Source organism: Vicinamibacteria bacterium, assembly GCA_035570235.1.
In the GTDB taxonomy this organism is placed as follows: Bacteria; Acidobacteriota; Vicinamibacteria; order Fen-336; family Fen-336; genus DATMML01.
In genome coordinates this window covers 1-15,505 of record DATMML010000115.1, presented here as the reverse complement: position 1 = coordinate 15,505, position 15,505 = coordinate 1, and the positions used below count along the sequence as shown (strand labels likewise).

General features: G+C 68.3%; 10 protein-coding genes. 9 read left to right on the top strand and 1 reads right to left on the bottom strand.

Annotated elements, in window-relative coordinates; genetic code table 11:
• The 9 genes from VN461_21025 to VN461_20985 form a co-directional block, all read left to right on the top strand.
• Positions 1 to 1,402, top strand: a 1,402-nt coding sequence (locus VN461_21025; GenBank protein HXB57261.1) for a HAMP domain-containing sensor histidine kinase, incomplete at its 5' end; no start/stop codon positions are given.
• Positions 1,403 to 1,560: 158 nt separating this feature from the next.
• A complete protein-coding gene (locus tag VN461_21020; GenBank protein HXB57260.1) occupies positions 1,561 to 2,118 on the top strand; it encodes a prepilin-type N-terminal cleavage/methylation domain-containing protein in 558 nt (185 codons plus the stop codon).
• 8 nt (positions 2,119 to 2,126) lie between these two features.
• Positions 2,127 to 2,645, top strand: a complete 519-nt coding sequence (locus VN461_21015) for a hypothetical protein (GenBank protein ID HXB57259.1) — start codon at positions 2,127 to 2,129, stop codon at positions 2,643 to 2,645.
• Between the two features lie 62 nt (positions 2,646 to 2,707).
• Positions 2,708 to 3,865, top strand: coding sequence for a prepilin-type N-terminal cleavage/methylation domain-containing protein (locus VN461_21010; protein ID HXB57258.1), 1,158 nt, complete (start codon positions 2,708 to 2,710; stop codon positions 3,863 to 3,865).
• A gap of 56 nt (positions 3,866 to 3,921) precedes the next feature.
• Positions 3,922 to 4,776 carry a pilus assembly PilX N-terminal domain-containing protein gene (locus VN461_21005; GenBank protein ID HXB57257.1) on the top strand — a complete coding sequence of 285 codons (855 nt, stop codon included), beginning with the start codon at positions 3,922 to 3,924 and terminating at the stop codon, positions 4,774 to 4,776.
• A 67-nt stretch (positions 4,777 to 4,843) separates the two neighbouring features.
• Positions 4,844 to 10,060: a hypothetical protein gene (locus VN461_21000; GenBank protein HXB57256.1), complete on the top strand. Its 5,217-nt coding sequence runs from the start codon at positions 4,844 to 4,846 to the stop codon at positions 10,058 to 10,060.
• A gap of 106 nt (positions 10,061 to 10,166) precedes the next feature.
• Entirely contained in the window at positions 10,167 to 11,267 is a 1,101-nt protein-coding gene (locus VN461_20995; GenBank protein ID HXB57255.1) for a tetratricopeptide repeat protein, read from the top strand.
• A 5-nt stretch (positions 11,268 to 11,272) separates the two neighbouring features.
• The gene (locus VN461_20990) at positions 11,273 to 11,926 is read left to right on the top strand and encodes a hypothetical protein (protein HXB57254.1); all 654 of its coding nucleotides are present in this window, start codon (positions 11,273 to 11,275) and stop codon (positions 11,924 to 11,926) included.
• A 33-nt stretch (positions 11,927 to 11,959) separates the two neighbouring features.
• Positions 11,960 to 13,342: a sigma-54 dependent transcriptional regulator gene (locus VN461_20985; protein ID HXB57253.1), complete on the top strand. Its 1,383-nt coding sequence runs from the start codon at positions 11,960 to 11,962 to the stop codon at positions 13,340 to 13,342.
• A gap of 6 nt (positions 13,343 to 13,348) precedes the next feature.
• Here the strand turns inward: VN461_20985 and typA are convergent, their stop codons facing one another.
• Positions 13,349 to 15,154: a translational GTPase TypA gene (typA, locus tag VN461_20980; protein HXB57252.1), complete on the bottom strand. Its 1,806-nt coding sequence runs from the start codon at positions 15,152 to 15,154 to the stop codon at positions 13,349 to 13,351.
• Positions 15,155 to 15,505 lie beyond the last annotated feature (351 nt).

The following is a 15,505-nucleotide window of genomic DNA, read 5'->3' as shown; positions in this document are numbered from 1 at the left end:
CCTCTGCTGGCCTGGTACCAAGGCTTCCTCCATGGCTGACGTCCGGCGCCAGTCGCTGCGGCTGGCCGTGGGCCTCGCCCTCCTCGTGGTGGGGTTGGTGGAGATCCAGTCGGTGTTGCAATCCGTGCGGTCGCAGCGGCGTCTGCGCGAGCGCGTGGAGGGAGCCGTGCGCGAAGCCGTGCTGGCCGCGTTGCCCAGGATCGGTGCCGCCCTCAGCGGCCCTGGCCCCGACGCTTGGAACGAGGCGGCGCGGCTTGCCCTCGCCTCCTCGGCGGCGGCGGAGGTCGAGGTCTTCGACGAAGCCGGTCACCCTCTTCTCTCTCGCCCCACCGTGCCCCCGGTCGGTCACTGGCCCCGGCCGGCGGAGCTCGAGTTCCTCCGCTCGGGGAGGCTCCTGACCCTCACCGCTCAATCCGGCCCCGCGGCGCGTGTTCTGACCTACGTCCCTTTCACCACGAACGAGCGTCGACTGCTTCTCCGCCTCTCGACCCCGGTGCCCGACCTGGAAGAGGACCTTCGCGAGCGGCAGCGACTCGTGATCGGTCATCTCGTGGCCCTTTCCGTCCTTCTGCTCGCGGGCGCTCTCGTGCTCCTGTCGCGTGGCCCGAGCCCGGAGTCCCCCGCGCCCCGGGTGATCGACGCCTACGAGCAAGCCATGGTCCGACTCCGGGAGCGGGGCCAGGAGATGTCGCGGGACCACGAAGCGGAACGCCGGCGCATGGAAGGCGAGATCCAGGACAAGGAGGCCATGGCGAGGGCCGGGGAGCTCACGGCGGGAATGGTGCATGAAGTCCGAAATGGCCTCGGGACCGTCCTCGGCTACGCGCGCATCGTCGAGCGAAGCGCGGCCGGACCGGAGTTGACGGAGGCCGGTCTGCGCATCCGCGAGGAGTGCGAGACCTTGGAAACGGTCGTCCGCCGGTTCATGGACTTCGTCAAGCGGGAAACGCTGAACGTCTCACCCTTCGACCTGGGACGCCTCCTCTCTCGGGTTGTCGCGCGCGAGTTCCGCAGCCAGCCCGGGGTCAGCGTCTCCTTTCTCGGGGCCGAGGACGCGGGTTCCCTGGTCGGAGACGAAGAGCTGCTGGAACGAGGCTTCGAGAACCTCGTCCGCAACGCCGGCGAAGCGGCGGGGGTTGGCGGACACGTTTGGGTCGAGATCGCGCGCGAGCCCCTGGCGGCGGTCGTTACCATAGCCGACGACGGCCCGGGAATGCCTCGAGAGCGCCGGGAGCAGATCCGTCCCTTCTTCACCACGGGCAAGGCGGGAGGCCTGGGCCTGGGGCTGCCCATCGCGGTCAAAGTGGTGCGGCTCCACGGCGGCCAGTTGGTGCTCGACGAACGCCCACCGCGCGGGCTCAAGGTCACGGTTACGCTCCCACTCCCGGGCGCGCCCGCCTGAGCCTGACGTTACGGATCGTAGCGCAAGCGCGACTGACCATGATGGCCTTGCCATAGCTACTGAATTAGCGTAACTTCAACCCTGACAGACAGTTGAGTACAAGGGCCTCGAAGGGGTACGGACCTTGCTACGTGGAGGGTGCGATGGAGAACGGGCCGATGACCGAAAACCGCCGGGAAGCGGGCTTCACGCTGGTCGAAATGCTGGTCGTCGTCGGGATCATCATGGTCATGGCTGCGGTTGCCCTTCCCAACATCGGGCAGTACATCCGGAACTACAAGATCAGAGGAGCGACCGAGAATGTCGCCGCGCAGATCCAAGCCTCCCGCACAAAGGCCGTGATGACGAATACCAACCTGGGTGTCTCTTTTGTGATGGTGGACAGGGACAGCTACCGGTGGGTGATCGAGGACGCGGTCGCGGGCGAGCAACTTGGGCCTCTTTACGACCTGCCCGTGGGCATTTCCTTTTCCACCGCGGGGGGGAACGCCACCGGGCTCCGGTTCAATCGCTTGGGAGCGATCGCGGGCGGAGTGTTTCCGGGGGCCCTCTGCACGGCTGCGGAGACGCCCGTGCGGTGCAACCTCGGGCCGGGCCTGAACTACGCCGCTCCCGACCCCCCGAACGGGGTCATCATCACGCTCATCGAGAACACAACCAATCTCAGGCGGACGGTTCGGATCGCGTCCGGCGGCCGCGTCGTGGTGACGCAGTGAGGACACGCATGACGAAGACTGAGCCGCGGGCCGTGGTGGCCACGGGGGATCGGGGCGGGGAAGCGGGCTTCACCCTGGTGGAGGCCCTCACCGCGATCGTGATCCTCATTTTCGGCCTCATGGCGGTGACGAACCTTCTCTTGGTGGCGGCCAGCTCGAACTCTGTCGCCAGCCAAAGCACGGCCGCCACCCTCTCCGCCTCCCAGCGCCTGGAGTTCCTGAAGACGACATCCTTCCAGAACCTGACCGCGGGGGGAAGCCTCACCGCGGACATCACGTTCCCAGCGAATCCTTGTCCAGTCGCCCCCCTAACGGACTACGATTGTGATGACGTCATTCCGGGGGTGGGCCTCATCCATACGCGCTGGCAGATCAGCGCGGTCCCCGGCACCGCCCGCTTGCTCTACATCGGCATCCGCTCCGAGGGGACGGGCGCCCTGTCCGGGGCACGCTCCCGCGCGCAGTTCACCTCCTTCCGCAGCTGCACCGATTCCTCTCCTACCGGCGGCTGCCCGGCGCCGCCCTGAGGTCCGAGATGAAGCGGCAAGACCTTCAAAACGGCGGATCGCGGAGGGTAGGAGCGCAGGCTATGAAACAAGTCGCGGGGCCGGTCCAGGAAGGGTTCAGCTTGATCGAACTTCTGGTGGCCATGACGGTCACGCTCATCGTGACAGGAGCCATCTACGGCCTGCTCACGTCGGGACACAGCGCGTTCCGTCGCGAGCCGGAACTGGCGGACCGCCAGCAGAACATCCGCCTTGCCATGGACATCATCACCCGGGACATCGAGAACGCCGGGTCCGGCATGCCGATCTGGTCGCAAGTCTTCACGATACAGGATCCGGCAGGGGGGCCTTGCAATGCCCTCCCCGGCCTGAACGGCTGCGGGATGGCGGGCGCTCTCGGCAACGTCCCCGCCGGGACCCGGGGCGGGGATTCGGTCAATAGCGACGTGCTCGAGGTCCTGGGGACCGACGACCGGTGCACGAGCCAGAGCGTCTGCAACGCGGCGCCGCTTGCCGGTGCAGCGGGGACGTTTGTCACGCGGGAGCCCGTGACGGCCTGCCTGGGCCAGCTCCTTGCCGCCCCGGGGGGCTTCGTTCTCCTTACCGACACTGCGAATGGCTTCACGATCCAGCCGGCGACGATAGGCGGCGCTGGGGCTGCCTGTCCCGCCGGAGGCGCCTCTCCCCCCAACGCCAACCTGGTTCTCACCGCCGCCCTGGCGCCCTGGACCTGGGCGGGACCGCCCGCCCCCTCCGCGGCGGCTCCGATTCCAGGGGTGGCGGGGCCGGACGTCTACCTCTATCCGGCCCGCGTGGCGCGCTACCGGATCGCGATCAACCCCGATCCAGCAGATCCCTCGCCAGCCCTTTGGAGAAGCACAACCGGGCGGTTCACGCCCACGGGCGTGGCGGCCACCGAGCCGGGCGCGGCGGGGTTCCCGGGCGCCAACTCCCCCTGGCAGATGGTCGCGCGAGGCATCGAAGACCTTCAGGTCGAATACCAGAGCGGGGCGGGCGTGTGGGTGAACGTCGCCCCTGGGATCACCATCAACAACTACGCCACCATCATCCGCCAGGTCCGGGTCACGCTCTCGGCCCGCGCCTTGGCGCCCCAGCTGGCCGGTCAGACCAGTCAGGTCGCGGGCGGCGCGGGCGGTGACGCGGTGAGGGGACAGCTCGTCTCGGTCGTGACCCCGCGGGCCGCGGTCGTGGCCCTCCAGCTGGGAAACCAGATCCGATGAGCGGGTTGGGAAGGCGGGTTCGAGAAATCGTGCGTCTCAAGGAGGCTTGGTCCGTCATGAACGAACAAGAACCTGTGCGCGTCTGGCGGGGGGGGGAGGCGGGCTTCGCGTTGGTCCTCGCCATCCTGGCGCTGATGCTCCTCACATTCCTGGGTCTGACCCTGGCTACCACCAGCTCGACGGAGCTGCAGATCGCCACTAACTTCCGGTGGAGCCAGCAGGCCCTCGTGAACGCGGAGGCGGGCCTGGAGGCGGGCAAGCTCATTTTGAGCAACGTGGCCAACCCCGTGACCAACTGGTCGACGGTCTTGCCCGCGAACCGCGCCGGTACCTGGGCTTCGGGTTTGGCGCCCACGCCCGTCGAGGTGGGCGCGGGCCGCGACTTCGCGCCGGCCCCTTGTGGTGGGCGCGGGAATGGCGCCAACTCGATGGGCTACGGCCTCGTTCTCAAGGACCCCGTTAACTGCGCGGCACCGCCCTTGTCCGGCGGGCCAGGCAACCGTTGCCAGGATATCTCGTCATTCTTGGGCCAGGCCATCAACGGGTCCTTCACGCTATGGGTCCGCCGCCAGCTCCTGGTCAACAACAACGGACAGTTTTACGATGACCCCGCTCCCCCCAACAACTTTCCAAACGCGGCCGTCCTCACGGTGGAAGGTGTGGCCCCTTACGTCGGCGCTTCGACCGCGTTCAGCCGGGCCAACCAAGCCGTCCGCGTGCTCGAGATCACCTTCGCCCTCAGCACCAGCGCCTCCGGCCCGCCCTGTCAGTCCATGCGCGGCCAAGAGGGCGGTGCGCCGAGCGGCGAGAACTTCGATCCGTGCAGCCTCCTCTCCGCGGGCCCCGGCGGCAGCCTGGCCACCGTCTTTGGCGGCGGCGGCGGGACCTTGACCAGCACCGGCGCACAGTAAGCGGGGAATGTTCATGAGCAGGCAGGCGAGTCCGGCGGTTTCACCGGTCCCAGAGGGAAGGAAGGCCATGCAGAGAAGGTGGAGTGTGTACCGGACGGGAGCCGTCGCCCTGGCCCTGGGCCTCGTTGTGATGCTCGTGGGCGACCGCGGGGTGACCGCGGCCAACCCCCAGGGCATCGACCCCCTCGAGGTCCTGAACCTCCAGGTCAAGGCGAACGTCATCCTGCTTCTGGACAGCTCGGGGTCCATGCGCGAGACGCCCTCCGGCGGCCAGGGCACCGCCGGCGAAGTCAACTTTCCCTATCTCTCCGGCGACAACCCTGACGCCAAGCTCTTTAAGGCCAAGCAAGTCATCAAGACCCTGGTCCAGAATAACGAGACCAAAGTCAACTTCATGTTCGGCCAGTACACCCAGGACAACAGCAACTTCATCGGCCTCGGGGACATCGGGGGGGGCACCGGCACCGGCCAGGCCCGGTTCATGTACACGACCAACAGCGTGGCCTCGCCGTGCATGCTCGGGGTCCCGCCGGCCGCACCCCCATGCGTCGCCGGATCGGCCGACCTCACCGTCCAGAACGAGCCGGGAAGTGCGGCCGGTCTGGGCTTCCAGTCCTGGCAAGACATCCGGGCGGGCTGGAACGTGCTCGACTTTGCGGAGCAGGGAACCACCGTTACCACCACCACGCCCAGCGTCGTCATCAGCGCAACCGCCAACCTCATTACCTGGAACGAGCAGATCTCGACCGTGAGCGCGGGCCCACCCCAGGTGGGGACTTATCTGGCCTGCACGGTCACGCTGCCCCCGGCCCTCTACGGGACCTACTCGACCGACGTCCAGCTCGGGGGTCTCGCCACGTCCATCAACGTTTTCCTCAAGGCCGCCTACGCGGGGGCCCAGAGGACCTGCACCAAGAGCGGCACCGCCGCCGGGACGAACGTGCCCGCGAACGATCTGACCCTCGTCTTCAACCCCGGCGTCTCGCCCACCTTCGTAAAGACCTTCACGATCTCCCGCACCGCGGGTGCGCGCCGCTACCAGGTGCTCACCAAGGTGGCGAACTCCGCCATGATTCCCCTCGGCTTCGGGGCCAACAACATCCCTGCCGCCGCTCCTACCACCGGCGGCGCCTTCAACAGCACCGCCAACTGGATCACCACCGGTGCCACCGGCGCCACTCTGGGCTCGAGCACCGTCACCGGGACATCGACCGTGACCTGCAACGTCACCGTGCCCCCCTCGGTCCCGCACTTCTACCAGACGGGGGCCCTCCTGGCCGTCGACCTGCAGAACGCGATGAACGGCTGCAACCGCGCCAGCCTGGGCGCGGTCGATGTCTACGCCGTGACCTACAACTCGGGGAGCGGTCAGTTCACGTTCACGGCCACGGGGCCGAACCAGTTCCAGATGCTCTGGGGCGCGGCTGCGCCCAACATCGCGGGCGCGCTCGGCTTCGCCCCCGGCTCGCCCTCCACCGGCCTCGGTACCTCCTTCACCTCGAACCCCAGCTTCCAGCTGCTGCAGCGGGACACCACGGCCGAGTTCACGGACAGCCTGGCCGGGAACGAGAAGTTCTACTACATGAACGCGGCCCGCCAGTGGAATGGCGAGACCTTGAGCGTGCTGGCCGACGGCACCATCTGCAACATGACGGTCGGACCCCCTACGAATCCTCCCCAGTTCCAGACCCAGCAGGTTGCGGTCTGCGGAGGGCCCACGGTGAACGCGCCCGTGGTCTGGCGCTGGGCAGGTGGTCAGTTCAACGGCAACGGCATCTCCTGCAACGGGTTCCAGCTTAACGTTCAGCTTCCCGCTTGCTATCCGAGCGTCGGGCTCCAGACGACGAACATTCTGCCCTTCCTGAACAACGAGATCCCCTTGAATCCGGATGGAACGATCACCGGCTACACCGAGTCCCAGGACGGGAGCTGGACGATGCTCACCCCGCCTGCGGCGGGCGGGAACGCGGCCAACGGGTCTACGCCGATCGGGAACTCCATTCGGGACATCAAGACAGTCTTCAGCGCCCTCTGGAATGGGGCCAGTGCGGTGGTCAACGGGTTCACGGTCGTGATCCCCCCTTCCGGCGCCATCAAGCTTCACACAAGCCCGAAGGAGCAGACGATCCTGATGTTCGTGACGGACGGCGAGGACACGTGTTCCGGAAGCGGCGACCCCGCCGCTCTGAACGCCGCTCAGCAGGCCGCCAACCTTTACGCCCCCATCGTGGGAGCGGTGAATGCGGACGGCACGCTGACGGGAGCCAGCGATCCCGCGTCTTCGGTCAAGACCTACATGATCGGCTTCGGCTCGGGTGTCTCCGCGAACCGACTGAACGTGATCGCCTGGGGCGGGACCGGCCTGCAGAGCGCCACCACGTCCGGATGGACGGTGATCCCGACCTCGGCGACGGTGCACAGCGTCTGCAAGACCTGCATCGACGCCCAGCTCGCACCCACCGACACCGCCCTCGCGGCGATCCTGCAGTCCATCATCGACCAGGGGGCCACGAGCGGCGAGTTCACGGCCCAGGAGTCCCTGACCGACTCCGTCTTCGAATACGTTGACCAGGTGCCGACCCAGCCTTTCCCGGCCGACCCCTTCGACGCTCGGAACCCCAACAACCGATTCAACGCCTTGACCCCCATCAAGTTCGTCTCCACCTTCACCCTCCCCGGCTTCCAGGGCCAGCTCAAGGCCTATGAGAACGTGGCCGGGGTCGCGGTGCAGAAGTGGAGCGCCGGAGACAAGCTCACGCAGAGCGTCCAGAACGGCATGGCGGCCTGCGCGGTGGCCGGGAACGCGCCCGCCGTGGCCGGCGAGTGCACCTTCGCCCAGCTCCACGGAGGCGCCACTGACTCCACCATTTGGAGTGCGACCGCAGCCATACGTCGCCGGATCTATACCACCAGCCAGAACGGCTACTTCGGCGTGACGGTGGCCAACCTCCAGACTCTGCCCACGCCCGTGGCGCCCTTCCGGGTTCCCCTCTGGCCGCCGGTGATCGCGATCCCGCCCAGCGGGCTGTTCGTGGCACCCGCGAGTTACACGAGCCAGGGGCTCTTCGATGCCGCCCTAGCCCTGCCTCTCGACTCATCCGCCAGCCCTGCCGCCGACTTCACGACCTTGCAGAACGCCTACCACGCCTGCCTGGGTGCCCCTCTGCCCGCCGGCTGCACCAGCGCCACCCCGCTGATCAAGATGCAGGCGGCGCGGCGCGAGGCCCGGGAAATGATATTGGCCTTCATGGCCGGGGCCCAGGTCTCGTACAGCGCTCCCTCCAGCCCCAAGCGAGTGACCGCCGGCGGCAACCAGTCCCAGATTCTTTACAAAGCCAAGACCTGGGTCCTGGCCGATTCCACGCTGGCCACGGCCGCCGTCGTGGCCCCGCCCCTGCAGGGGAGCCCGACCCTCTTCCCCCAGGAATACACGTACCTGCGGGATGGTCCACGGGACGCGACCAGCAAGAACCCCGACGCCGCCACGACCAACCAGATCACCATGGGCTTCGGCCTGGCCAACCCGGACGCCGACAACACTACGCCGCCCTCGGGCAACGCTACCGGCGCCATTGACGGCCGGGTGGTGAAGCCGGTCATGACCGTGGTCTACGCCGGGGCCAACGACATGCTCCATGCGTTCCGGGCCGGGCCCAACTGCGCCCCCAGTACCGCGGCCTGCACGGAGACGGGCGGCGAGGAGCTCTGGGGCTTCGTGCCCTTCGACCAGCTCACCGTGATCCCCAGCCGTCTGCTGAACGACCCCGAGAAGCGCGCTACCCATGACTACATGATCGCCCGCGGCATCCGCTTCAACGACATTTTCGTGCCCGGGGCCTGGAGCCAGACCCTCGGCGGGACCACGATCTCCGGGGCGGGGGTGTGGCGCAAGCACCTGACCTTCGGGCGCGGCATCGCCGGAAAGTACCTCACCGTCCTCGACGTCACCGCTCCCGGTCCCTTCACCCAGATTGCCCTGAAAACCACCGGGCCCATACCGTTCTGGAGCCGGGGCAACCCGGATACCACAGACGGCACGACGGGCGGGACCCAGGTCAATGGCCCGTCGGACTACAACGCCTACCTCAAGATGGGGCAGACCTGGTCGCTTCCCGCCGTGGTGTGGGTCGACAAGACCAAGGGCGCGGTGACCACGACCACGCGAACGCCCCTCGGCGTCGACTTCGTGGCTTATCTGGGCTCCGGCTATGCCACCAACCCCGGAGAGGGCACGACGTTCTATGCCCTGGATGCACTCACCGGAGACGTGATCAGCTCCGTGGACGTGGAGACCGCGGCCAGCTCCGCCGGTCTCACGCGCGCCGGCATTGCCTACACGAACGCGCTTGTGGCCGACGCCGCCGCCTTCAGCCCGGGCCGCTTCCGGCCTGGGGTGGCGCCCCATCCGTCCAGCAGCGCCACCACGCGGGTGTACATGGGAGATCTCTACGGCCGGCTCTGGAAGTTCCTGGTCACCAACCCGGGGGTCGCCATCCCGTTGGCCGACCTGGGGGCGGACCAGCCGGTGGGTACCGCGGTCTCCCTGCTGGGCCTCCCCCCGGCGCCGCCCCCGCCGGCCGCGCCCACGGCGGTGAAGCCGTACATCTTCGTGGCCTCCGGAAACGACAACCGCGCGAACGGGCCCTTCAAGATATTCGGCTTCCGGGATGACGGGGACGACGTGACCACGGCCACGGGCGGTCAGGTCACGGCCAATTCGGTCACGGCCTTCCTTCCCGGAGTGTCCCTCTACACGCGTGTCTACGACGAAGGGGCGGTGACCAACGGCGCCGCGGCCACGCCCTTCCCGGTCTTCCGGGGCACCGCGCAGCCGGCGGCGGCCTTCACCAACGACAACCCGCTCCGGGGCGTGGTGTTCTTCGGAGGCACGAGGTTCAACCCACCGGTCAGCGCCTATGCGCCGCTGCCGACCGCGGGCAACCCGGCAAGCTATCCCTGCCGGTCGACGTTCGACAGCATCGTCTATGCCCTCGGGGCAACGTCGGGGGCCGCGGCCTACGACCTCAACGCCGCCGGCGATGACGCCTACCAGATCTTCAGCAACAGCCGCATGACCTCCATCCGGACCCAGGCCGACCCCAACCCCGGAAGCGGCGGTAGCAGCGTGGTCAAGGACGAGGGTCTGGTAACAGGCCCGGTCAGCCCGCCTCCGAAGCCGGGGGTTCCGCCCACCACGATCAACAACACGAGCAACGTCAAGCCCGCGCAACAGGGCGGGATGCCCCTGCCGGACGTGAAGTTCAGCTCGACGGCCTGCCAGTAGCGGCAGTTGGCCCGCCCCTCGAGGATTCGGGGGGCGGGCCATTTCCGGGTGAACCGGAACCGCCCAACCCCTTTATTTGAGTATGGTTTGGGTGTAATCTACGGTTATGGGCGACGCGCTCATCTGCTCCGCCTGCGGAACACGGAACCGGGTCACATGGGAGTACTGCGTCCGGTGCGGGGAGTCGCTCCAGAGCCTGCCCATCACCATGTCCCTCGCCGCGCGAGCGGCGGATGAGCCGGAAGCCGCCCCCGAGCACCCGTCCGAGCTGCCGGCCGAGTTTTGGGCGACGGCCACGGTCCTTCTCTTTGTGGGCCTCGGTTTCACGGCGTGGAAAACCGCGCGCGAGGTGCCCTCCCGCCCGCCCCCCGGCCTTTTCACGCTCGCGACCTTGCCCCGTGAGCTTCCTCCTCCTGTCACCCAGGTCTCGGCCAGCCCCGGGGCGAAGGACTTCGAGGAGGGGCGGCGTCTGCTCGCCCAGGGCCAGGCCGGAGCCGCCATACCCCTGTTCGCGCGGGCGGCGGGGGATGCTCCTTCCAACCCCCAGCTTCAGAGCCTCTACGGGCAGGCGCTTTGGGCCGCGAACTTGCGCGAGGAAGCCCTGGGGCGGTACACGCGGGCGGCCCGCCTCGATCCCTCTCGCTTCCGGCTTCAGCTCGCTCGGGCCCTGGACGCCGCCGGCCGGCCGGCCGACGCGAACCGGGAATACCAAGGCGTCCTGGCCCTGGACCCGTCCAACCCGACGGCCAGCGAGGACCTGGGGCGCCTTCTATTCCGCGGCGGGGACTTCGGGCACGCCTCGCCCCTTCTTACCCGTGCGGTGGAGGCGCGTCCGGACGACCCCGCGCTCCGGCAGGAGTTGGCCTACAGCCTCGAGCAATCGGGAGACACCGAACGGGCGGTCGGCGCCTACCAGGAGGTGCTGCGCCGGGCACCCGAGGCCGACATTGCGAGGGGACGGCTGGCGGAGTTGTTCCTCCAGCAGGGGAAGACGGACGAGGCCCTGGCCGTGGTGCAAGAGGGGATTCAACGCACACCCCAGGTGCCAATTTTGAGGCGGGACCTGGGCAGCCTGCTGGAGAGAGTTGGCCGGCTAGCGGACGCGGTCAAGGAATATCGCGAGTACGCGCGTCTCGCCCCCAACGCTCCGGACGCCCAGGAGGTCATCGAACGGTCCAGCCGGCTCGAGGCGGGGACGGGGTCCTGACGGTCATGAGCCGCCTGTTCCTAATCGGTATCCTTGCCCTGCAGCCAGGGATCCTCTTCGGCCAGAGCCTGGGGGAGGCCGCGGCCCAGGAGAAGGCGCGGCGGGAGAAGAAGGAGAAGGATCGGCCCAAGGATGAGGCCACCCCGCGGGTCTACACGAACACCGACCTCCGGAAGCCAGAGGACCCCAAGGAGAGCGGGCAACCCACGGGGGGCGCCCCGTCCTCGAGCGAGGCCGTACCGGTGAGCCGGGAGTCGATGAACTGGTCCGGCCGCAGCAAGCCGCGCCGTCCCGCGGCCACCTCCCCCGAGGGCGCGCCCGCCCCCTCCGGGGAAGGCGCGTCCGAGGAGACCACCTCCACCGGTTACACCGCGGATGAGGGGGAGTGGCGGCGGCAGTCCGCGGAGCGACGCCGCGAGGTGGCCTCGCTCAAGGCCAGAGTCGAGGCCATGCAGTCCAACGTGAACCGGCTGCTCGGTGACATTATGCAGGCCAACGACCCCAACCTTAACATGAGGCTGCGGGCGGAGCAGCAGCAGGCCATCGAGCAGCTCGAAGCCCTGAAGAAAGAGCTGGCGGACGCCGAGAAGGGAATCCAGGACTTTGCGGAGGAGGCCCGCCGGGCGGGCGTGCCCCCGGGCTGGGTCCGCGAACCCTGACCGCCCCCGCCCCTCGTCTCCTCCGCCCCTCCCGTGGCTGACATCCTGATCGTCGAGGACAAGGAATCGCTCCGCGCGATGCTGCGGAAGACCCTGCAAGGGCGGGGATACACCGCGGAGGAGGCGGGCGACGCCTACGAGGCCCGGCGGAAGCTGCAGGCCACCCGCTACCTCGTGGTTCTCACCGACCTCCGCCTTCCCGCGGGGAGCGGCTTCGAGGTCCTCCAGGCCGCCAAAGAGGTCGACCCCGAGACCCCCGTCATGGTCATGACCGCCTTCGGCACCGTGGAGGAAGCGGTCAAGGCGATGAAGGAGGGGGCGACGGACTTCCTCACCAAGCCGGTGGACACCGAGCACCTGCTCCTCCTCCTCGACCGGGCCATCGACCGTCGCCGGGTGCTCACGGAGCTGATCCTGCTGAAGGAGGAGTACCAGCGCCGCTTCGCCCTGCCCCGTCTTCTGGGCGAGGATCCCGCCCTCAAGGAGACGATGCTGTCCATCCAGCGGGCGGCCGCCACCGACGCCACCGTGCTCATCCTGGGCGAGAGCGGGACGGGCAAGGAGCTCATGAGTCGGGCCCTCCATCAGCTCTCCGCCCGGGCCAAGGGTCCCTTCGTGGCCATCAACTGCGCGGCCATCCCCGAGGCCCTGCTAGAGAACGAGCTCTTTGGCCACGAGAAGGGGGCCTTCACGGGTGCGGGCGCCCGCAAGATCGGCAAGGCGGAGATGGCCCACCACGGAACCCTCTTTCTCGACGAGATAGGGGACTTGCCCCTGCCCCTCCAGGCCAAGATCCTGCGCCTGGTCCAAGAAAGGCAGTTCGAACGCGTGGGCGGCGTGCAGACGATCACCGTGGACGTGCGGGTGGTGGCGGCCACGAACCAGGACCTCAAACAGGCGGTGGCCCGCAAGGAGTTCCGCGAGGACCTCTTCTTCCGCCTCTCCGTCTTCCCGGTCGAGATCCCGCCCCTGCGCCGTCGCCGCGGCGACATCCTGCCCCTGGCCGAGGTCTTCCTCGAGCGTTACGGGCGGGAGATGGGCCGCAAGGGGCTACGGCTCTCGGAGGCGGCGCGGCGGGCGCTCCTCGACCACGCCTGGCCGGGCAACGTGCGCGAGCTCCAGAACTGCCTCGAGCGTTCGGCGATTCTGTGCGAGGGGACCAGCATCGAGCCCGCCCATCTGCGCCTGACCCCCGGCCTCACCGGAGGCCCCTCCCTGGCCGACGTCCTCGACCTCTCGGGCCCCCTCGCGGACGTGGTCAAGCGGGCGGGCGCGCGGGCGGAGGAGGAAGCCATTGCATTGGCTCTCAAGGAGGCGGGGGGGGACCGCGCGGCCGCGGCCGCGCGATTGGGGATCAGCGTGGCCACCATCAACCGACGTCTTCGGCCGGGGGAGGCCGACAAGCCCGAGTCCTGAGCCCGCTCAGCCCTCGGCCCGGCGCTTCGGCCGCTGGTTGGCGGCGAGAATGCGCTTGCGCAGCCGGATGGCCCCCGGCGCCACCTCCACGAGCTCGTCCTCGCTTATGAACTCCAGGGCCTGCTCCAGGTTCAGCACCCGGTGGGGGGTCAGGCGGATGGCCTCGTCCGCGGTGGAGGCGCGCATGTTGGTGAGCTTCTTGCCCTTGGTCACGTTGACGTCCATGTCCGCGGAACGGGCGTTCTCGCCCACGATCATCCCCTCGTAGACGGCGGTGCCCGGGCCCACGAACAGTTCCCCCCGCTCCTCCATGTGGGAGAGGGCGTAAGCGGTGGTCTCGCCCGGCCGGTCCGCCACCAGCACGCCCGTGGCCCGGCGCGCGATCTCCCCCTGCCAATCCACGAAGCCCTCGAGGAGGGCGTTCATCACCGCGGTCCCGCGCGTGTCCGTCATCAGCTCGGTGCGGACTCCGATGAGACCGCGGGTGGGGACGTGAAAGTCGAGGCGGACCCGGCCCGAGCCGTGGTTGATCATCTTGACCATCTTGGCCTTGCGGATGGCCATCTTCTCGAGCACCACCCCCATGAAGGCCTCCGGCAGGTCGAGCACGAAGAGCTCCAGGGGCTCCCGGCGAACGCCGTTCTCGGTCCGGGTGATGACCTCGGGGTTGGAGACGGCCAGCTCGTACCCCTCCCGGCGCATGGTCTCGATGAGGATGGCGAGCTGCAGCTCGCCCCGCCCCATCACTTTGAATGCGTCGGCGGAGTCCGTGGGATCTACCCGGATGGAGACGTTGGTCAGCAGCTCCTTCTCCAGCCGCTCCTTGAGATGCCGTGAGGTCAACCACCGGCCTTCGCGCCCCGCGAAGGGCGAGGTGTTGACGGAGAAGATCATGGAGAGGGTGGGCTCGTCGATGCGGAAGGGGGGAAGGGGGGCGGGGCTCTCCGCGGAGGTCACGGTCTCGCCGATGGAGATCCCCTCAAAGCCGGCCAAGGCCACGATCTCGCCGCAGTCGGCCTCGTCCACCTCGATTCTCTTGAGACCATCGAAAGTGTAGAGCTTGGTCACGCGCGTGGTCTCCAGCCTCCCGTCCCGCTTGGCGACCCCCACCGTGTCCCCCACCCGGACCCGGCCCGAGAAGATACGCCCGATCCCCAGCCGGCCCAGGTAGTCGCTGTAGTCGAGGTTGGCGATGAGGAGCTGGAGGACGCGGTCACCCAGGGGACGGGGGGGCGGGATGTGCTCGCAAAGGGCCTCGAAGAGGGGTTGGAGATCGTCGCCTTTCCCCGTCGGCTCCGTCCGCGCGATTCCGGCCTTGGCGTTGGTGTAGAGGACAGGGAACTCCAGCTGCTCTTCGGTGGCGTCGAGGTCGATGAAGAGGTCGTAGATCTCGTTGAGGACCTCTTTGGGGCGGGCGTCCTGGCGGTCGATCTTGTTCACGACCACCACCGCGGGCAGGCGCGCCTCCAGGGCCTTGCGGAGCACGTAGCGGGTCTGGGGCAGCGGGCCTTCGGAGGCGTCCACGAGGAGCATGACCCCGTCCACCATCTTGAGGGCCCGCTCCACCTCACCCCCGAAGTCGCTGTGGCCGGGGGTGTCGACGATGTTGATCTTGGTGTCGCGGTAGTGGACGGCGGTGTTCTTGGCCAGGATCGTGATGCCCCGCTCCCGCTCCAGGTCCCCCGAATCCAGGATCCGTTCGCGGTGCTCCTGGTTCGCCCGGAAGACGCCGCTCTGCTGGAGGAGGGCGTCCACGAGCGTGGTCTTGCCGTGGTCCACGTGGGCGATGATGGCGACGTTGCGAAGATCCATGGTCCCGGTGAGGGCCTCCTGGCCCACGCCAAACCCCACATGTTATCACGTGGTCAGGACGCGCGGTCAGGGTGGGGAAGGGCGGGTCGAAGCAAGAGCGTTGACCTGCCACTGCGGCGAAAACCGGAGAGTATGCCCGGCCAGTCCTGCCCCACCCGTTGCCCGTTAAGAGGAGTCCGCGGGCAAATCCGCACTCCCGCACACCACCTGGACCCCCAGGGCCAGGAGCGCCGCGTCAAGGGGCGAGGGCTTAGGGCGTGAGCCGCGTCAACACCGGGCTCGCGCATCCCCACCTAGGGAGTGACGTTGAGCGTCCCGACCATAGATGTGTGGATGTCACAAATGTAGGTG

Excerpts from the sequence above, each read along its gene's own strand:
- VN461_21020 (HXB57260.1), top strand. The coding sequence starts at position 1,561 with ATGACCGAAAACCGCCGGGAAGCGGGCTTCACGCTGGTCGAAATGCTG.
- VN461_21015 (HXB57259.1), top strand. The coding sequence starts at position 2,127 with ATGACGAAGACTGAGCCGCGGGCCGTGGTGGCCACGGGGGATCGGGGC.
- VN461_21010 (HXB57258.1), top strand. The coding sequence starts at position 2,708 with ATGAAACAAGTCGCGGGGCCGGTCCAGGAAGGGTTCAGCTTGATCGAA.
- VN461_21005 (HXB57257.1), top strand. The coding sequence starts at position 3,922 with ATGAACGAACAAGAACCTGTGCGCGTCTGGCGGGGGGGGGAGGCGGGC.
- VN461_21000 (HXB57256.1), top strand. The coding sequence starts at position 4,844 with ATGCAGAGAAGGTGGAGTGTGTACCGGACGGGAGCCGTCGCCCTGGCC.
- VN461_20995 (HXB57255.1), top strand. The coding sequence starts at position 10,167 with ATGGGCGACGCGCTCATCTGCTCCGCCTGCGGAACACGGAACCGGGTC.
- VN461_20990 (HXB57254.1), top strand. The coding sequence starts at position 11,273 with ATGAGCCGCCTGTTCCTAATCGGTATCCTTGCCCTGCAGCCAGGGATC.
- typA (HXB57252.1), bottom strand. The coding sequence starts at position 15,154 with ATGGATCTTCGCAACGTCGCCATCATCGCCCACGTGGACCACGGCAAG.